Origin of the sequence: Carboxylicivirga longa, from assembly GCF_050589825.1 — a bacterium.
In the GTDB taxonomy this organism is placed as follows: Bacteria; Bacteroidota; Bacteroidia; order Bacteroidales; family Marinilabiliaceae; genus Carboxylicivirga; species Carboxylicivirga longa.
In genome coordinates, this window is record NZ_JBNGOZ010000001.1 from 1 (window position 1) to 20,242 (window position 20,242).

15 protein-coding genes are annotated in these 20,242 nt (G+C 45.4%); 9 read left to right on the forward strand and 6 right to left on the reverse strand.

Translation table 11 applies throughout. The annotated features are described in order from the left end of the window. Positions 1–80: 80 nt before the first annotated feature. Positions 81–914 carry a nitroreductase family protein gene (locus ACRD7A_RS00005; RefSeq protein ID WP_430809276.1) on the reverse strand — a complete coding sequence of 278 codons (834 nt, stop codon included), beginning with the start codon at positions 912–914 and terminating at the stop codon, positions 81–83. 224 nt (positions 915–1,138) lie between these two features. On the opposite strand from ACRD7A_RS00005, the gene ACRD7A_RS00010 reads away from it, so the two are divergent. Continuing rightward, entirely contained in the window at positions 1,139–1,858 is a 720-nt protein-coding gene (locus tag ACRD7A_RS00010; RefSeq protein WP_430809277.1) for a lysophospholipid acyltransferase family protein, read from the forward strand. Between the two features lie 210 nt (positions 1,859–2,068). Continuing rightward, positions 2,069–4,027: an OmpA family protein gene (locus ACRD7A_RS00015; RefSeq protein ID WP_430809278.1), complete on the forward strand. Its 1,959-nt coding sequence runs from the start codon at positions 2,069–2,071 to the stop codon at positions 4,025–4,027. Positions 4,028–4,052: 25 nt separating this feature from the next. Here the strand turns inward: ACRD7A_RS00015 and ACRD7A_RS00020 are convergent, their stop codons facing one another. Further along, on the reverse strand, positions 4,053–4,460 hold the full coding sequence (locus ACRD7A_RS00020) for a response regulator (RefSeq protein ID WP_430809279.1): 408 nt from the start codon (positions 4,458–4,460) through the stop codon (positions 4,053–4,055). 223 nt (positions 4,461–4,683) lie between these two features. Between ACRD7A_RS00020 and ACRD7A_RS00025 the strand changes: the two genes are divergently transcribed. After that, the gene (locus tag ACRD7A_RS00025) at positions 4,684–7,191 is read left to right on the forward strand and encodes a serine hydrolase domain-containing protein (RefSeq protein ID WP_430809280.1); all 2,508 of its coding nucleotides are present in this window, start codon (positions 4,684–4,686) and stop codon (positions 7,189–7,191) included. Between the two features lie 149 nt (positions 7,192–7,340). Further along, positions 7,341–9,323 (forward strand): glucosamine-6-phosphate deaminase, encoded by a 1,983-nt coding sequence (locus tag ACRD7A_RS00030; protein WP_430809281.1) that lies wholly within the window; start codon positions 7,341–7,343, stop codon positions 9,321–9,323. Between the two features lie 114 nt (positions 9,324–9,437). On the opposite strand, the gene ACRD7A_RS00035 is transcribed toward ACRD7A_RS00030, so the two are convergent. The 4 genes from ACRD7A_RS00035 to murB all read right to left on the reverse strand — a co-directional run bounded on the left by ACRD7A_RS00035 (position 9,438) and on the right by murB (position 13,522). Continuing rightward, positions 9,438–10,634, reverse strand: coding sequence for an FprA family A-type flavoprotein (locus tag ACRD7A_RS00035; protein WP_430809282.1), 1,197 nt, complete (start codon positions 10,632–10,634; stop codon positions 9,438–9,440). A gap of 160 nt (positions 10,635–10,794) precedes the next feature. Further along, a complete protein-coding gene (locus ACRD7A_RS00040; protein WP_430809283.1) occupies positions 10,795–11,250 on the reverse strand; it encodes an SPOR domain-containing protein in 456 nt (151 codons plus the stop codon). Positions 11,251–11,409: 159 nt separating this feature from the next. Then, a complete protein-coding gene (mltG, locus tag ACRD7A_RS00045) occupies positions 11,410–12,477 on the reverse strand; it encodes an endolytic transglycosylase MltG (protein WP_430809284.1) in 1,068 nt (355 codons plus the stop codon). A gap of 31 nt (positions 12,478–12,508) precedes the next feature. Next, entirely contained in the window at positions 12,509–13,522 is a 1,014-nt protein-coding gene (gene murB, locus ACRD7A_RS00050; protein WP_430809285.1) for a UDP-N-acetylmuramate dehydrogenase, read from the reverse strand. Between the two features lie 150 nt (positions 13,523–13,672). Between murB and ACRD7A_RS00055 the strand changes: the two genes are divergently transcribed. The 5 genes from ACRD7A_RS00055 to ACRD7A_RS00075 all read left to right on the forward strand — a co-directional run bounded on the left by ACRD7A_RS00055 (position 13,673) and on the right by ACRD7A_RS00075 (position 19,937). Beyond that, complete coding sequence (locus tag ACRD7A_RS00055) at positions 13,673–14,578, forward strand: 1,4-dihydroxy-2-naphthoate polyprenyltransferase (RefSeq protein WP_430809286.1); 906 nt, start codon at positions 13,673–13,675, stop codon at positions 14,576–14,578. A gap of 2 nt (positions 14,579–14,580) precedes the next feature. Beyond that, entirely contained in the window at positions 14,581–15,633 is a 1,053-nt protein-coding gene (locus ACRD7A_RS00060; protein WP_430809287.1) for an o-succinylbenzoate synthase, read from the forward strand. Then, on the forward strand, positions 15,630–16,706 hold the full coding sequence (locus ACRD7A_RS00065) for an AMP-binding protein (RefSeq protein ID WP_430809288.1): 1,077 nt from the start codon (positions 15,630–15,632) through the stop codon (positions 16,704–16,706). The genes ACRD7A_RS00060 and ACRD7A_RS00065 overlap by 4 nt, the downstream gene beginning before the upstream one ends. Positions 16,707–16,750: 44 nt before the next feature. Beyond that, on the forward strand, positions 16,751–18,535 hold the full coding sequence (locus ACRD7A_RS00070; protein WP_430817920.1) for a DUF4091 domain-containing protein: 1,785 nt from the start codon (positions 16,751–16,753) through the stop codon (positions 18,533–18,535). Between the two features lie 217 nt (positions 18,536–18,752). Then, complete coding sequence (locus ACRD7A_RS00075) at positions 18,753–19,937, forward strand: C1 family peptidase (protein WP_430809290.1); 1,185 nt, start codon at positions 18,753–18,755, stop codon at positions 19,935–19,937. The last annotated feature ends 305 nt before the right edge of the window (positions 19,938–20,242 follow it).

Here is a 20,242-nt window from a genome sequence, read left to right on the forward strand (position 1 = left end):
CTAAGGAAAGGTTTTTGAAAATAGACCTATGTTATCAACAACTAATCGGTTTTACAACGCATTATTAAACTATAGCCTAATTATTGCACAATGTGATTGATAGTGGGCATATTGCGCTCCACCCTGTTTTCGAATTTCATTTGCGGATAGCCAATGAGTATAGCGCTGTGAATGGTGTGGTGTGCGGGTATTTGCAGCGAGTGTTTTATTTTTTTGTTACGACGAGCAGCATTTACAATATATCCATTAATGCAGGTGCATAGATCAAGCAGCTCAGCATAGAGCGTGGCCATACCTGTCCAGATGGCAGCATCGTGCACGGGCATGCCTACAGGGGTGGTTTCACTATGTATCACAATCATTGCCGGGGCGTTATAGGTAATCATCTTCTTATTGATGGCTGCCTTATTCATGAATTTGTCTTTAGCTGTCATCATTTTTTTGAGGGTGGCGCCGCCGGCAAACAAGCGGATGAGTGGTTGGGTGAAGCTATTAATGCCTTTAAAAGCTTTGGTGAGGGTAGTAATTGTGAGCGTGTTAATTTCGTCCATCACGCTTGTATTGCTCACAACAGTAAATTGCAGGCTTTGCAGGTTGCTGGCCGTGGGGCTAAAGCGCATGCTTTCAATAAAGTGCTGCAGCAGCTCAGGCGCTACCCGGCGTTTACTGAAGATGCGATGTGAGCGACGTTGCTGCATCAGTAGCTCAAAATCGTAGGGCTGAATGTTGTTTTGCGAGGTTTCTCCTATAAGATGTTGGGCATTGATGGCGTCGTGTGGACAGATGGCACCGCAGTGATGGCATTCAATACAGTCGTTGCTGATGGTTTGCTTGTTAATGTTGATGCCTGCAACCGGACATATCAGCTCGCATTTTTTGCATTTGCGGCATTGCGTCATGTCAATTTCAATCATTCGTTGTGGTATTTAATAAAGCAAATATACAGATTGAGCGGTTTTATTTGTCGCCTTATTTTTTGTGGCCTTTGCGGGAATCATTATTTTTGTTCTTGACTTTTATATGAATAAAATTATAGTCAGGATTTTAGCTGCCTGATATCCGCATTGTTTTTAAGTATTCTAAATTATTTTATGATTTAAGAGGTGCTTGACCGGCCTCTATTGATGTTTGTCGTGCAATGAAGAAGTTTGCTTATTGGCTGTATCAACCTTACAAGTTCTTAGTTTTTATCCCGCTTTTTGCAGCGGCAAGTATTCTGTTTTCATTTTTGGCTGCGAGTTTCTCCATATTGGTTAACCCACGAGTGGGCAGCTTTTGGGGCGCTACCTGGGCGCGTGTAACGGGTTGTCTCACGCCCATGTTTGTAAAGGTTAGCGGACGGGAGAATATTCGTAAGAATCAATCGTATGTGATCATAGCCAATCATCAGAGCGGGTATGATATATTTTTGCTATACGGCTGGTTGGGTGTTGATTTTAAGTGGGTTATGAAGAAGGAGTTGCGTCATGCACCCGGCATTGGCTATGCCAGCCATAAGGTGGGTCACATCTTTCTCGATCGTTCATCGCCACGGGCGGCCTTGGCTTCCATAGACGAGGCGAAAAGAAAATTAAGTGGTGGTTCATCCGTGGTTATTTTTCCGGAGGGAACACGTAGCGGCTCTAATACCATGCGCCCCTTTAAAAAGGGTGCTTTTAAAATTGCCTTTGAGCTGGGGCTTCCCATACTTCCTATTACCATAGTAGATACATATAAGGTTTATAATAAGGGCTTGAATCTGTTACCGGGCAGTGTTGAAATGGTTATCCATCCCCCAATCGATACACGTAAATACATGGATCAGCCCAATGAGCTGATTGATAAAACATATAATATTATACAATCGGCCTTGCGTTAGCAGATGAGCACAAGGCGGATATGTGATTGTATTTGCGGAACGGTACTTTATCATAGGGAACCGTTCCCTAAAACTTATTGAGCGCTCTACCCGGTTATTACTTGTATTGCAATTGATCGTTTACTTTAATTACAGTGGTTTTGCTGTATCTTGGGTTTTGTGTGAATGATTACATAACCAAATGGCATTTTTTGCGTAGTACACTAACTTATGAAGCATCTCGTATTACTTTTATTTGCAGTTCTGCTTGTTACTTTCGGCCGGGCGCAACATTACAGTGTTAAATCGCGCAAGGCCATTGCCAGCTTTGAGGCCGCGCAAAACAGTTATGCCAACAATCAGCCGCAAGAGGCGCTGAAGTACCTTGACGCAGCCCTTCGTAAGGAGAAGAGTTTTATTGAAGCTTATCTGCTGAAGGCTGATATTCACTTCTCGCAAAGGCAGTATAATCGTGAGGTGCATGCTCTGGAGAAGGCATTGGCTATTGATAGCACCTTTTTTGTGCCGGCTTTATTTAATATGGGCGTGGCCAAGTACAATACGGGAGCCTATGATGAGGTGCGTCCGTGGATGCTGACCTTTAAAAAATACAACCGCAATAAGCGCAGTAAGCTTAATCCTGATTTTTGGATTGAGAAAGCCGAGTTTGCCCGCGATGCCATTGTCAATCCTATCTTTATTGAGCCGGTTAATCTGGGACAGCATATTAATAGTGAGTTGGATGAATATTGGCCCAGCCTTAGTGCGAATGGCGAAACCATGATATTCACCGTGTTGGTACCTAAGGATCCATTGGTGAACGATGTTACAGGGCTTGTGAAGAATGCCATTAACTTTCGTGAGGATTTTTATGTGTCGCAACAGCACGATGGAGTTTGGCAGATGCGGCAGCCCGTAGTATCGCTCAATACCAATAGCAACGAAGGGGCCCAGACTTTAAGTGCCGATGGTAACTGGATGTTTTTCACCGCCTGTGGCCGTAAAGGAGGGCGCGGCAGTTGCGATATCTGGTTTTCGCAGCGTACCGCCGATGGATGGAGTACGCCAAGCAACCTTGGAGCGCCGGTGAATACCCCTTTCTGGGAGTCGCAGCCCAGCTTCTCATCCGACGGACGCAGCCTGTATTTTGTTAGCAGCCGGCCCGGTGGAAAAGGGAAGAAAGATATATGGAAGGCCTATATTACCGGTTATAAAAAGGATGGTACACCCTTCTTTGGTAAGCTCCAAAACATGGGGGATAACATTAATACGGAAGGGGACGAGAATTCTCCTTTTATTCATCTCGATAATAAAACTTTGTATTTTGCTTCCGATGGATGGCCGGGCATGGGCAATATGGATTTATTCTTTTCCAAGAAGAATGATGAAGGACAGTGGGGGCGCGCCAGTAATCTGGGCTATCCCTTAAATACCGAGAAGGATGAGATTGGGCTTGTGATAACGGCCAAGGGAGATCTGGGCTATTTCTCTTCCGACGGGCTCCATGAGGGGGATGATAAAGACATCTATCAGTTTACCATACCCCAAAGCATACGCCCAACACCCGTTACCTATGTAAGGGGCAGGGTGTTCGATGGTGCATCAGGCGAGCAGCTGTCGGCCGAGATACGTATTAATAAAATGCCCAATGGTGAGTTGTCGGCCAATGTGAGCACAGCACAGCACTCGGGTGAGTTTCTTTTCTGTCTTCCATCGGGTGGTAGCTATGCTTTGAATATACACAAAAAGGGTTATTTGTTTTATTCCGATAATTTTAAAGTAAGTGAAAAGGCCTCTATGGATAAGCCGCAAGTGATGGATGTGTACCTGAGTAAGATAAAAGCCGGAGCTCGCTTTGTGTTGCGTAATGTGTTTTTTGCCACCGACTCCTACGAGCTGGATCCCGCTTCACATACCGAACTGAATTACGTGGTGCACTTGATGCAGCTTAACCCGGGCGTGAAGGTTGAGATTGGTGGACATACGGATAATGTGGGTACACAGAGCTATAACCTCACGCTGTCGAACAAAAGGGCACAGGCCGTTTATGATTATCTGATAGGGCAGGGTGTAGATGCTGTTCAGCTCAGTTACAGGGGCTACGGTTTTGATCAGCCGCTGGAGAGTAACGAAACAGAAGCCGGCAGGGCACAGAACCGGAGAACGGAACTTAAGGTGACAGAAGAATAAAAAAAAACTGCCTTCGGGCAGTTTTTTAGTTATTCAAGTATTTCGATAGGGTATCCATTAGTATTTGAAGACGAATGGGTTTGGCGAGGTAATCGTCGCAGCCTGCCTCCATGCATTTCTCACGCTCACCCGACATTACGTGGGCAGTCTGTGCAATAATGGGTATGGCTTTGTTGATCGCCTTGATCTCGCGTGTGGCCGTATACCCATCCATAATAGGCAGTTGCAAATCCATTAGTACCAAATCAATCTCATTTTCCTTAAAAAGCTCAATGGCTTCCTTGCCGTCCTTGGCCCACAGTATCTTGGCGTGGGTCTTGCGAAGTGCAGCATCGAAAAATATCTTATTGGTATCTACATCTTCCACCACTAAAATCACTTTGTCTGCCCAATCCTGTACCAGCGAATTGTTTATTGAATCACTTACACTCATTTTTTCGATAGATGGGTTAATAATCTATTTTCAGCATTCTAAAGTAGCGGTTGTTAACCGATTATCCAAGACATGATGATAAAAAAACACATCGCGAATAAAGGTCTTATGTTTATCGCTGCTGTATCCCATGTGTTGGTAATGTTCTGTAGTGTTCGGTTTCAGGCATGGCAGGTTCATTAAATTCAATTATTTTCGTTGGCACAATTATCCGTGAAGAACAATGGTGATCAGACTTTTCTTTTTCATATTCCTCTGTGGCTGTGGCCAGCCGCTATTTGCCATGGCACGTATCGACTCAATGCTTCAGCGTCTGACTTTGGCCGAAAAAGTGGATTTGTTATTTGTCGACAGAAGCGATTCGCTGCCTGGTGATACCCTCATGTTGTTTCACCAATACCCGTTTTTACATGGCAAAGAGATGGATATCGATACGGTCGGATGGCCTATGCCCAACGCCTATACACTGTCGGCTCTCACCGATTCTAATTTAATTCATCAGTTTTACAAAGGCTACTATGCTGCGCATATTTCTAATGGTCTGTGTGGCGTGCTGGTGCCTGACCGCCTTCCCAATGTAGGCGTTGTGTATACCGGCCGCAGTAAGGCTTTGGATGACTTGCCCCGCATTATTGATTTTCCCTGTGAGTTGTTGGATAAGCAGCTGTTTCGTTACTTGAGAAATGAAGGGGAGGAGGATATAGATTATGCACAAATAGGTATGCCATTGCTGGGAGCATTACACCGGCCATTGGATGCAGCGGTTTCCTTTCGGGAGATGATGAAGTTTAATTACCTGTTTTGGCAGGACGGTGATGAGACTTGTCGGAAGTTGTTGCTGAAGGCCTTTGAGACCGGCTTTTTGTCAGGAGACATACTGGATGCCAAGCTCAGGCGTTTGATGCGGTATGTGATGGGAGATGCTTCTTCCGTAAGGGATGAGGTGAGGCCACAAAGAGGCATTCGCGAGCAAGTGTTTTGCGGTGCTGTATCAGCCTATCAGCGACGTAAGGTATTACCTTTAAATCGGGTGGATACACTTTCCTGTACAATAAGGGTGGCTACTGATAGCGATGTGCGTCCTTTTATAGAAAAGCTTAAGCGGTATCACCCGCAGCCGGCACAGGAGGTGTCGAATGCCCTTCGGGTGCTTGTTTCCGATAGTCTGCCCCTTCTGAGGGAGGCATTGGCAGACTATGAAGAAAAGGGCGCCTTGGGGGATGTTAATGTGCTGGTATACGGGGGTATACTCCATAGGAGCGATGTGGATCGCTTGCTTCCTGTTTTCGATGTGCTTATTCTTATGCCTCAACGCATGCATCATTCGTGGTCGATGATGGCACAAGCGCTTTATGGAGGCTTGCCCCTTAGTGGTCAGTCTGCCCTCGATAGTTGGTTGCAGCAGCAAGGCTTTCAGCGGGTGAATACGGCGGCACAGCGTCTGTCTTATGCGCTGATTCCGGAAACAGCATTCCCTCGTGACTCGATGGCTAAGATTGATAGCATTGTGCATGATGCCATACGGGAGAAGGCAACCCCCGGCGCCCAGCTATTGGTGGTTAAAAATGGTCGTATTGTGGTAGATAAGTGCTATGGGCATCATACCTACGATAAGCAGCAGGAAGTGAAAAGGAACGATCTTTACGACGTGGCATCCATCACAAAGCTGGCGGTTACCTTCCCTTTGGTGATGAAGCTGTACGAGCAGGGACGCATAGATTTGGAAGCCACCTTATCGGAATATATCCCGGGTATTGACACTACTGATAAGGGTGATATCACCCTACGCGAGTTACTGGTACATCAGAGTGGACTTATCAGTTATCTGCCTTTTCATATTAACGCGCTGGATCGCTCTTCATTGGGCAAGCGTACTTTGTATAGTCGGCATTATTCGCGTTTATACAATATTCGCGTTGATACCCGCCTTTATCAGAATAAAAATGCTCGTTTTCGGAGCGATGTATTTAATAAAAAGGAGCAGGGGATGTATACGCGCCAGGTGAGCAAAGGCCTGTTTATGAATGAGAGTTATGTGGACTCCATGTATGCACAAATATATGCTTCGAAGCGCTACGATAAAACTTATCGTTACAGCGACCTGGGGTATTATCTCTTGCAGAAGGTGATTGAGCGGCAAGCCGGAATGACCATCGATCAGCTGTTTAACCAGGTTATAGCCTCTCGTCTGGGTGCCTCGCGTATGCTCTACAGACCCTTGGAACGTTTTGCGGATACCGAGATAATACCTACCGAGAATGATCTGGCCTTTAGGCGCAGTTTGCTTGATGGTTATGTGCACGACCAGGGAGCGGCTATGTTAGGCGGTGTTGGTGCTCATGCCGGCCTTTTTGCTACCGCCGGTGACTTGGCTAAGCTGGGGCAGCTACTCTTGAATGAAGGTACCTATGGCGGGCAGCGTTTCATAAAGCCCGAAACCATTGGCCGCTTTACGCAGACAGTGAATCATGGTAACCGGCGTGGCCTGGGGGTGGATAAACCTGAGCTTGAGCCGGGCGAGAATAGTCATGTATCACAAAGAGTGTCGGCGGCTTCTTATGGTCATACAGGTTTTACCGGTACCATCTTTTGGCTTGACCCCGAGCATAATTTGATGTATATTTTCCTGTCCAATCGAATTCATCCATGGGCTTACAATAAAAAGTTGATTGAGATGAATGTGAGAACACAAATACAAGATGTAATTTACAATAGTCTGGTGCCCCACTGATGGGGCTTAAGTAATCAAGCGAAAGTTACGGTTGCTTTTAATTTCTTGCTAAAAGGCAATTAAATCTTTCTAATATTTTTATTTTTAATCATTATAAATTGTAAATTTGCATCTAATCTAAAACCACAAAACTTCAATTTAGAGTAGATATGATAGAAAAATTCAATCAAAAAATTTCTCCGGCGGGGAAATTTAAGAATGAAGGTTATCACGACGATCCTTATTTGAGAGCCTTAATTACCAAGCATGAGAAAATCAGCACAAAAATTTATGGTTCTTCAACCGAAGGATCAAAAGCTGTAGCTTCTGAGATTGCATCGATTATCAAAATCAAAGAGCTGGAAGGCGGTAAATGTGTACTGGGTTTAGCAGTAGGTTCAGCGCCCAGCGAAGTTTACTCTGAGTTGATTCGCTTGCATAAGGAAGAAGGGCTGAGCTTTAAAAACGTGATTGTTTTTAACGTGATGGAGTATTATCCGATAGCACCGGATGCCTTACAAAGTTTTAATCGTAACATACGCGAGAAGTTGTTGAACCATATTGATATTCCGGAAGAAAATATCAATTACCTGGACAGCACTCTTCCGCAGGAGAATATTTATGAATTCTGCCATGCTTTTGAGGAGAAGATTCAGCAGGTAGGCGGCATTGATATGCAAATATTGGGCGTTGGTGCCACTGGTCATATTGGCCTTAACGAGCCCGGCTCATCCTATAATTCACTGACACGTATTGTGCCTTTGGATAATATTACCCGCACCGAGGCTGCTTCAGATTTCTTTGGCCTTGATAATGCGCCTCGCAAAGCCATCACCATGGGTATTAAAACCCTTATGAATGCTAAACGGGTACGTGTACTGTCGTGGGGCGAAGGTAAAGCATCTATTCTGAAAAAGACCATTGAAGGAAATGTTACCGAGGAGAATCCTGCTTCATTCCTTCAACGTCATGAGAATTGTAAAATGATATTGGATGAGGCAGCTGCTGCCGACCTTACCCGCGTTCAAACACCGTGGCTGATCGACAGCGTTGAGTGGAACGATCGCATAATTAAAAAGGCTGTATTGTGGCTATGTCAGAAGGTGAATAAGCCGATCTTGAAACTCACCGATCGTGATTATAACGACAATGGTATGGGTGACATTCTTGCAGAACGAGGTTCAGCCTATCAGACTAACATCCGCATTTTTAATGAATTGCAGCATACTATTACCGGATGGCCCGGTGGTAAGCCCAATGCTGACGATACCAACCGTCCTGAGCGCAAAACGCCGGGTAAGAAGCGTATTATCATCTTTAGCCCACACCCCGATGACGATGTGATTTCGATGGGGGGTACCATGCTCCGCCTTGTTGATCAGGGACACGAAGTGCATGTAGCCTATCAGGTGTCGGGTAGTATCGCTGTATCGGATGATGATGTATTGCGTTATCTGGATTTCGTGGGTGACTACACTAACGGAATGACCGGTGATGATAAAGCTATTAAAGCAGAGCACGATAAAATCCGTAAGTTCCTGGCTAATAAAAAATCCGATCAGGTTGACTTGCCCGAGGTACGTCGTATCAAAGGACTGATCAGGGTAGGAGAGGCCAAGGCCGGATGTCGTTATGCCAAGGTGAAGGATGAAAATGTACACTTCCTTAACCTGCCTTTCTATGAGTCAGGTAGCGTAGAGAAACACCCGATGGGTAAAGCTGATGTAAAGATCGTTTCGGATCTTATTAAAGAGGTAAAACCGCATCAGATTTTTGCTGCCGGCGACCTGTCTGATCCTCACGGAACGCACCGTGTGTGTCTGGATGCTATCTTCCAGGCCATCGACGTACTGAAGAAGGAAGACTTTATGAAAGACTGCTGGGTGTGGTTGTACCGTGGTGCATGGCACGAGTGGGAGATTCATAATATTGAAATGGCTGTGCCCATTAGTCCGGATGAGCTTATGCGCAAACGTAACGCCATCTTTAAGCATCAGTCGCAGAAGGATGGAGCTATGTTCCTGGGGGGTGATAACCGCGAGTTCTGGCAACGTGCCGAAGATCGTAACCGGGGTACTGCACAACTTTATAATGAGTTGGGTATGGCCGAGTACGAGGCAGTTGAGGCCTTTGTTCGCTACGAGTTTTTATAAACTTATTGCAATGAAAATAGTAAGCCCGAAGCAGTTTTGCTTCGGGCTTTTTTTAGGTGCTAAAAAAGAGCAATCAACAGCGATTGCTCTTTAGTGTAATTGATATCTTTATTTTTATTGCAGAGCCTTGAGCTTATTGGCCATGGCCACGCCCAGCTGCCAGCATGCTTCGTATTTATCTTCCTTCAGGGCATGTTTTTCTTCCACGGCCTCGGCTACTTCTTCCCATTTGAGGCTTTCGCCTATCTCGCGCAGTTTTTTAACCGATGCACCGGCCCAGGTGAAGGAGCCCAGTACGCCATAGTAGTGATTGGTAACACCCATGTGATGCAGTTTGTTGGCCAGCGCTTCCATGTTGGGGTGCAGTTCGTTGCTGTAGGTGGGGCTGCCCAATATCAGACCTTTATATTTGAAAATATCTGAAATGATAAAGGAGGGATGGGTCTTACTTACATCGTACACACGCACATTTTTGATGCCACTTTCGGCAATGGCACGGGCAGTTACCTCGGCCATCTCCTCAGTGTTGCCATACATGGAAGCATAGGCCACCACAACACCTTCTTCGCCTTCGTACTGGCTCCACTGGTCGTACATGCTAATCATGCGTTGGATATTTTCACGGTATATGGGACCATGAGAAGGAGCCAGCAGTTGAATCTCCAGGCTGCCAAGTTTTTTAAGTGCTTTCTGTACCGGATTACCATATTTACCTACTATGTTTGAGTAGTAACGGCGCATTTCGTCCACATAGTGTTCAAAATCCAGCTCATCATCGAAGATACCGCCATCGAGGGTACCAAAGCTACCAAAGGCATCTGATGAGAAGAGCACCTTCTGTGTCTCTTCGAAACAAACCATCGACTCGGGCCAGTGTACCATGGGTACTGTATAAAAAGTAAGTTTGTGTTTTCCTAAATCAAGGGTGTCGCCCTCTTTTACCACCTCGAAATCACCGGTTATGCCGTAGTATCCCTCAATCATGGGAACGGTTTTTTTGTTGCCCACAATCTTCATGTTGGGATATAGCTCGGTGAGGATGCGTATAGCCCCCGAGTGATCGGGTTCCATATGGTTAACCACCAGGTAATCAACTGCACGTCCGTTGAGGATGGTGCGTACCTTGGCTATCCATTTTTCGAAATGCCCCGCCTCAACGGTATCGATGATGGCTACTTTTTCATCAGCTATCACATACGAGTTGTAGGACACACCACGGTCGAGCGGCCACATATTTTCAAATAAATTTGTGCGACGGTCGTTCACGCCCACATAAAAAATATCTTCTGAAAGATTTACCGGTCTGTACATTCCTAGTCTGTTTATATTGTATGTTGTTTTATTTCGGTGATCGAATGCGCAAAAATAATAAAAAGATACGCAAGCTAAAGCAAAATGTATCTTATCCCTTGACAATGATACGTTAAATCAGCAAAAAAGCCGGCATAATAGTACCGGCTTCTGTTCTTATTTATGCTTTTCGGATGAGTAACCACACATCGTTGTATTTCTTATACTTGTTGCGGATGGAATTAATCTTTTCACGAGCCGGCTCTTCATTGTTATAGGCCGATACGGAAACGCGATAGAGGCCATTCTCGTTTTCTAGTAATACAGGCAGAAAACCCTCGTCGATCAGTTGACGTTTATAGTTTTGTGCATTTTCCAGCACGCGGAACGATCCAATGATTACATAATATTTGAATACGGTCTCATCCTGCTCATCTATTACCCTTACCTTTTCTTCTTTCACCACAATCTTATCTTGTTTGGGTTGGGGTGTTTCCTTTTTTACCACCGGTTGGGTTTCTTCTTCAACATAAGGGCTGTCGCTGTCCTCAAAGCTGGAGGATCCCCCGTTGAGTGAGGCGCATGAAATGGCAAGGCATGAAATGGTAGTTACTGCTAAGGTTTTGATTAATTTCATATTCTTGATATTAAATGTTACTAACTTTTCTGATTGGCTTAAAATAGTCATTTTTGATAATATCGTAAATTTCTCCGGGTAAAGTGCCTGGGTTGGACAAGCCAAAAACCGGTACTGTTGATCGCAAGAATGGGTTAGTTGGATTTTGATGGTTTCAGCTTAGCGGTAGATACGATTACTGTTCAGTGCACGTTGAAATTTTCGTGCATTAATGTTGTGCTGTCGCAAGGTTTTTGCAAAGTTATGATAGCCCGAGAAATCCTCCTTGGCACACATATACAGGTAATCGTGTTTTTTATAATTCAGCACTGCTTCTATGCCCGATACCGACGGCACGCGGATGGGGCCCGGTGGAAGGCCGGCATATTTATAGGTGTTATAGGGCGAGTCGGTTTTTAAGTCCTTGCTCAGTACGCGTTGTATCGAAAAATCGCCAATGGCATATTTAACCGTTGGATCGGCCTGCAGCCGGATGCCTTTTCGTAGGCGATTGATATAAAGACCTGCCACCAGTGGTTTTTCATCGCTCTTAATGGTCTCTTCATCAACGATAGCCGCCAGGGTGCTCACCTCAATGGGTGTCAGCCCGGCAGCTTCTGCCTTTTGGCGTCGTGTCTGGCTCCAAAAACGCTGGTACTCCTTGTGCATGCGTTTGATAAAACTCTCCGGTGTGGTATTCCACCATAACTCGTAGGTGTTAGGGATAAACAAAGCCGGTGCCTGAGCCTCGTTAAAACCGTATTGCCTGAACACATCCTGATTGCTCAGGGCTTCCAGTAAGCTCAAGCTGTCACACTCAAGGTAGTCGCTCACTTCGCCGGCCAATTCAGCCATCGTTCTGATATTGTTAAAGGTAACCTTAACGGCTGTTTGTCTGCCTGCCCGCAGCAGGTTCACCAGGTCATTATTACTCCAGTTGTTTACCAGCTTATAGCGCCCGGGCTTAATACGGGTGTAATTTTTTTTCTGAGCCACCCATCTAAAGGCAGCGGCATCCTTCAGGTAAGCACCGTCTTCCAAGGCTACCATCACGTCCTCAAAGTCGGCACCTGTGGGGATATAAAAATAAGGCTGTGCAGCATCTACAGTTACGTTGGGTGCGTATATACGGTCGTAAAAACGCTTGCCCATATAAAGCGCTACTGCCGTTATTACCAGGATAATGGACAGTAGACGCAGCAGTAGCCGGCTCGTGCGTTTGTGTTTACTTCGTTGTTTAATCGCCATGGTTTAAATCGTATGATTGGTCAAAATTTCTTTATAAAATATTCACTTCCGGTTCAATACTGATGCCAAACATCGCTTGTACATCCTGTATAATCTGTTGGGCCAGATGAAGTACCTCGTAACCGGTGGCTCCTCCCTTGTTTACCAGTACCAGAGCTTGTTGGGTGTGAACAGCAGCGCGTCCCATGCTTTTGCCTTTCCAACCGGCTTTTTCGATGAGCCATCCTGCGGGTACTTTTACCATGCTGTTGTCGAGTGGGTAATGGGGTACATCGCCATGTTGTTCTTGTAAGGTGGAAAAGGCCTCACAATTAATCACCGGATTCTTAAAGAAGGAACCTGCATTGCCCAGCTCCTCTGGTTCGGGTAGCTTGCTGCGGCGTATATCAATAATGGTATTGCGCACATTACTCAGAGTCAGGCGGCCGTTTTTTTGCACCTGCTCTTTAACCGGGCCATAGCTTAAATGAAAGCTGGCAGACTTATTGAGTTTAAAGATCACGGAGGTGATCAGAGTCTTATTCTTCAGTTCTCCTTTAAATATGCTTTGGCGATAGGCAAAATGGCAATCGGCATTGCTCATTTCAAAAGGATGGCCGTCAGCTATGTAATACCCCTTCACGCTTTCGATGCAGTCTTTTACCTCTACGCCATAGGCACCAATATTTTGCACCGGAGAAGCGCCCACATTTCCGGGTATGTACGATAGGTTTTCCAGTCCATACCAATTGCGATCCACGCAGTAGGCTACCAGATCATCCCATACCACACCGGCCGATGCCTCCAGCCAGATATATTCCTCATTCTCCCTCACCTTGGTAATATTATTCATTATAGGATGAATGATCGTGCCTTCAAAATTTTGGCTGAATAGGATGTTGCTGCCACCGCCGAGTACCAGAAAAGGCTTGTTTTGTTGCTGCACATAGGCGAGGGCTTTCGCTACCTCGGTATTATTGTGGCAGGCAATGTATTCCCCGGCTGTTATGTCAAAGCCAAAGGTGTTAAAAGACTTGAGTTGGAAGTCGTGTTTTATCTGAATCATGCTGTTATGCTTGAACCGGCAAAGATATAGGAAATATGTTTTTAGCCACAATAAGAGGAAGTATGAAATTTGAGTTTCCCGCAAAGGCTGCATTGGGTTATGTTGCTATATGCCCCAATTAACTTACTTTTGTGCAAAACAACGAAAATTATGACTCAGCTACGCGCCTGGGTGAGTGCCTTTCGTCTGCGCACCTTGCCCTTGGCTCTATCATCAATAATAATGGGAGGTTTTTTGGCAGCTTTCTACGGCTCTTTTAGTTGGGCCGTGCTTCTATGGGCGTCACTCACTACTTTGTTTTTACAGGTCTTGTCTAACCTGGCTAACGATTATGGCGACACGGTTAATGGAGCCGATCATGCGGGGCGACAAGGGCCACAGCGTATGGTGCAGGCCGGTTTGATAGCGCCTAAACGCATGAAAGTTGCTATCGTTTTATTCGTTCTGTTTTCATTCATCTCCGGTATTGCCCTTATTATTACTGCTTTTCAAACATTACAGCAGATGGGCAGTCTGTTGTTTTTTGTAGTAGGTCTGCTGGCCATTGCGGCTGCCATGAAATATACGATGGGAAAAAATCCCTACGGTTATAATGGCTTGGGAGATCTGTTTGTGCTCTTGTTCTTTGGCCTGGTGGGGGTGGGCGGTTCTTTTTATCTGCATCATCATAGAGTGGAGTGGGAGGTAGTTTTACCTGCATTATCTGTGGGTTTGTTGAGCTCTGGTGTACTTAACCTGAATAACATGCGCGATGAACAAAGCGATACACAAGCCGGTAAAAGAACCCTGGTGGTTAAGAATGGTTTGCTATGGGCCAAGCGCTATCATTTTATACTTATCATTACGGCCATGTTATGTTCCTTGGTTTTTGTTTTGGTACAGACCTTTTGCTGGCCTCATTACTTATTTATCCTGTCCCTGCCGCTTTTTATTCGCCATCTGAGCGTAGTAAGACATGCCGTGACGGCAGAGAATTTTGATCCCGAGCTGAAAAAGCTGGCTCTTTCAACTTTATTATATGTTATTTTGTTTGGCAGTGGATTAGTAATGTGTTAGTTATGTTACGTGCGAGTTATATAAAGAGAGATCTTGTATTCAAAGAGGCAGGCGGCACCTCAAGGGGTGTGCTGCTGACCAAGCCCAGTTGGTTTATACGGCTGGAGAATGAGAAAGGTGATGTGGGCATGGGTGAGTGCTCGGTGATACCGGGTTTGAGTCCGGATGATACGGCTGAGCTGCCGGAAGTCATTCATCAGGTATGTAGTAATATTAACAACTATTGCCAGAACTACCACACCACCTTGCGTGCTTATCCAGCCTTGCGTTTTGCGCTTGAAACGGCTTTGAAAGGATTAACTCAGCAAAGTGCCTACGCACTATTTCCCAGTGCTTTTATTGAGGGCAAGGCATCTATCCCCATCAATGGATTAATATGGATGGGAGATCATGATACCATGCTCAAACGTATTGAAGCAAAGTTGCGGGATGGTTTTTCCTGTCTTAAGCTGAAAGTGGGTGCCATCGATTTTGAAAAAGAGTTAAGCCTGCTTAAACATATCCGGCAGCATTACAGCCGAAATGATCTGGAGTTGCGAGTGGATGCCAATGGTGCTTTTGCGCCGGAAAATGCGCTTGAGCGTTTAGAGGCCTTGTCGGCCTACGATATCCATTCTATAGAACAACCTATTAAAGCCGGACAGTGGGAGGCCATGCATGCCCTGTGCCAGCAATCGCCTATTCCCATTGCTTTTGATGAGGAGCTGATAGGTATTTCTGACAGGGCAGATAAAGAAAGCCTGTTGAAAGACATAAAGCCGCAGTATATTATCTTGAAGCCCAGTTTGATTGGTGGATTTCAGTCGGCTGATGAATGGATCGCGCTGGCCCAGAATCATCAAATAGGGTGGTGGGCCACCTCAGCCCTGGAGTCTAACCTGGGACTCAGTGCCATTGCTCAGTGGGTCTTTCAGAAAAATAACCCTCTGCGGCAGGGCTTAGGAACGGGACAAGTGTTCACCAATAATCTGACATCGCCACTGTTTCTCAAGGGGGAACAGCTTTATTATCAACCGGAAAGAATGTGGTCTAACCCCTTTAGTGAGCAGGTATGAAAGATCCTATAGCTATTCAATATCAGAAGCTCACTTTCAACGATCGTTGTTACTCGGGTCGGCAGGAGTTACTGATGCTCAGTGATCAGCTAATGGCACAGGCCGATGATGAAAGTGTTCATATCGCACAGTTTTTAAAGGATTGGGTGAGCGATGAAGCCAGTATTCGGCTGCATACCTCCGGAAGCACCGGTGAACCTAAGTTGATAGAGGTGGGGAAGGCAGCCATGGTAGCATCGGCAAAGCGTACCCTGGATTTTTTTGATTTGCCCCCGGGTGCCACAGCCCTTTTGTGTATGTCGGCCCGCTATATTGCCGGTAAAATGATGTTGGTAAGGGCTTTGGTAGGGGGGCTTAACCTGCTTTCGGTACCTGTTTCCTCTCATCCTCTTAAGGGCATTAATCGCCGCCTTGATTTTGCAGCCATGGTGCCTATGCAGGTGGCTACCCTGGTGGAGAAGGATCCTGGAGCCCTGTTCAAGCTTGGATGTCTGATAATCGGTGGAGGGGCTGTATCCAATAAGGTGCGTAAAGCACTTCAGCATAATGATATTAATGTGTGGGAGACTTATGGCATGACAGAGACGGTCTCTCATATTGCGCTGCGTCCCTTGAAGGATCCTTCAGTACCTTTTCGTTTGTTGCCCGGCATTGCCATTGAGGCCGATGAACGGGGCTGCCTCGTTATTCAGCCTTCAGCGCTTAATGAGGATCGTTTGCTTACCAACGACCTGGTGGAGCTGGTGTCGGAAAACGAATTCCATCTGCTGGGTCGCTACGATAATATCATCAATACGGGCGGCATTAAGGTGGTGCCCGAGCTCATAGAGTCCCGCCTAAAGCCTTTGATACCGTATCCCTTCATTGTGTCGTGGAAGGAGGATGCTCTGTTGGGGCAGAGGTTGGTGCTGGTCATCGAAGCTGATGCATCTTTTCCATGCCCTTCTTTTGAACAAGTGAACCTGAAGCGCCATGAGCTGCCTCGCGAAGTAGTTTATCTGAGTGAGTTGCCCCGCACGGTAACCGGTAAGGTGCAGCGCGTCAAATTACAGCAAGTAATTGCCCGGCCTTAGTGTTTTGACAGGGCATTAATTATATTTGTGCTCAATATAAATGTATGGTTAAAATGAAGTCATCCTTATTGCTGAGCTTGTTTGTACTTTCCTTATTGGTAGTATCTTGTTATAATCAGCGTCCCGATATTAAGCATGTCACCTATGTTGAGCCTGCCGATCCTGAGCCCATAGATGTGGAAGCCTGGGAACTTACCGGCCGCGGTTTGCATCTTTCCTATGGTTCGAAGGATAAAAAATATAAAAAAGGGAAGGTTCCCATGCTGTCTGTCATAAAAGATGCCAATGTGCAGGCCTGGCAGGGCGAGTGTGTTTCATTGCAAGCGGTGATATGGAGCGCTTACGATGTGGACCAGGTTGAGTGTGAGTGGGGTGATCTGGTATCGGCAAATGGTGATACTATTTCTCGCAATATTATACAAACTCACTTTGTGAGGTATATCATGAGTGATGCCGGTTTTGTGCCTGCGGGCGATACCTTAGCCGATGATCAGCAAGGCTGCCTGATGCCCGATATGCTGGATCAGCTGCCGTGTATGAATATGGAGGCCCGATCGGTAAGGCCTTTGTGGATTACCCTGAACCTCCCAGATGATATGACTGCCGGAGTGTATCGCACCTCCCTGAAAGTGTACTCGAAGAAGAATTCGCCCCAGGAATTGCGTCTTACCTTAAAGGTAATCGATAAGAAGATGCCGCCGGTTGATCTATGGTCATTCCAGACAAACCTTGCCATAAATCCGCTTTCAATAGCACGTTGGCACAAGGTGACTTCTTGGTCGCCGGCTCATTTTGATGTGATGGATCCTTATGTGGCCTTATTGAAACGTGCCGGCCAAAAGACAATTACCACCAATATATTTAGCTCTTTGGAGGACATAAAGTATGAGTCACCGCTCATTAAATGGACAGTGCAGGAAAAAGGACTTGATGCTGATTTTACTCATTTTGACCAATGGGTGTCTTTTATGATGCAGCAGGGTATATCTGCGCGTATCGAATGTAATGTGTTTTTTAATGACGAACACTGTATTGCTGTGTTTGATCCTCAGGTCAATGGGTATGTGCACCGTACTATAAGTGTGCAGGAAGATAAAGTCCTCTTAAGTCAGTGTCTGGAGGCAGTAATAAGTCACTTGGAATCGAAAGGTTGGTACGATCGTAGTGTGTTTGCCTACGGATCGGATAATATGAAAGCTGTTGAAGGTGTTAAGCAGGTGCTGCAGGGTATTCAACCCGATGTTAAGTTAGAGCTGTTGGTGCAGGAGTGGACCCCCGGGCTGATGGATGGCGTGTTTGCGGCCAATGTGCCGGCACAGTACAGTAACCTGAAGGAGTGGTTTAAGATTCGCAATCAGCAAGGACAGGCTTCCTTTTTTCATTTGGATGCTAATAATCGTGTGCCCAATATCTTTTTGCATTCACCATCGTCCGAAGCAGCATGGTTGGGGTGGTATGCTATGGCCCAGGGTATTGACGGCTTGCACGTAAAGGATTTTAATAATTGGCTGGATAAGCCATTGCTCGATGCACGCGTAAGTAAGCAGTCCTCGGGGGGTAACTTCTTAATTTATCCCGAGGGTCGCAGTTCTATTCGTTATGAACGATTGATCGAAGGTATTCAGGATTATGAGAAGCTGCGTATGATACGCGATCAGGAACTAGCAAAAGGAGATGTAGTTGCTCAGCAGCGATTGGAGAAGCTGGATGAGGTGCTCAGTGACTTTGTGATTAACCGCATACCACGTGAGAGTGCGGCACAAATGATTGGTAATGGGCGCCAGGTGTTGCATGAGCTGGCGCTACCCAACGGGGACAAGCCGGAATAGTATTAGCATTATTTCTGGCTTGGTAGAATATTCTGACCTAAAATGCAGGAACAGCAATCGTCGGAAACGAATGCCTCAGCTTGTCTTCGTTGAGTTATGAATAATGTCATTATTCAGCTGACGCATCTTTTGTTTATTTGTGGGTTGGTGTTTCGTTGTCCCTACAACTCACAATATCTGATTAAATACAGAATTAAATTGAATTAATTATATCGTTATGAAACAATTATCAACATTACTACTAAGTATTTTTTGCTTGTCGGTTTTTGCGCAGGACAAGGTAGAGACCTATCAATTTGAAACGATTTATGATTTGGAGGCCACCAGTGTTAAAGATCAGCATCGTTCCGGAACCTGTTGGAGCTTCTCAGCTTTGGGTTTTTTCGAGTCTGAGATGATACGCATTGGCAAGGAGCCTGCTAACCTGTCAGAAATGTTTGTGGTGCGCCACTGTTATGCCGATAAGGCTGAAAAATATGTGCGTTTGCATGGTTCGCTTAACTTTAGTCCCGGTGGTGCTTTTCACGATGCAGTGTATGTAATGAAGAAGTACGGTATGGTACCCGAAGAAGCTTACAATGGCTTGCAATATGGTGAAGAGTCCCATGTGCATGGTGAGATGGATGCTGTTCTAAAGGGTTATGTAGACGCTGTTATCAAAAATAAGAATAAGAAATTAAGTACGGCCTGGAAGAAGGGTTTCGATGGCGTTTTGGATGCCTATCTGGGCGAGGAGCCTGCATCGTTTGAGGTAGATGGCAAAACCTATACACCACAAACCTACATGAAAGAGAAGGTAGGTTTGGATATGGATGATTACATTCAGGTTTCTTCTTATACGCACCATCCTTTTTATGATACTTTTATTATTGAGGTACCCGATAACTGGTTGTGGGGCGAAGTGTATAATGTAACACTGGATGATCTGATGACAATTTTTGAGCATTCCCTGGAGCAGGGTTATAGCATTGGCTGGGCTGCTGATGTGAGCGAGAAAGGCTTTTCTCATACCAACGGGGTAGCCATTGTTCCAGAGAGTGATAGTAAAGAGATGTCGGGTTCGGAGCGTGCCCGCTGGGAAAGTATGTCGCGTGCTGACCGTAATAAAATGATGTATAGCTTTGATAAGCCGGTGAAAGAAAAAGTAATCACCCAGGAGATGCGTCAGGAAGCCTACGATAATTATCAAACCACCGACGACCATGGTATGCAGATTACCGGTATGGTAAAAGATCAGAATGGTACCAAGTATTTTAAGGTGAAAAACTCATGGAATACCAATAATAAGTACGATGGTTATTTCTATGCCTCAGAGGCCTTTGTGAAGTACAAAACTATGTCTATCATGATTAATAAAAACGCCCTTACTAAAGATTTGAAGAAAAAGCTTGGTTTGAAATAGTCCCGGTAAGGAGAGCGAATGAAATAATAAACCACGGTTGCCGCTAGCAGGCAGGCCGTGGTTTTTTTATGTTTTTTCTGCCAATTGTTTTTATTTATTGGAAAAAGTCACATATTTGCATGTGTTAAAATATGTAAATATTCGTTATGTCTGAATCATTTAATGCTTGGTGTATTTAATTAGTGTTAAAAAGGTTTAAGAGATTGACATTTGTGCAATTATTATTGAACTTAGATTTCGCGAATTGAGTATAAGGATTTATGAAGCTTTCTTCATAAGTTAGGGTTAAGGTTAGGTTGAAGAAG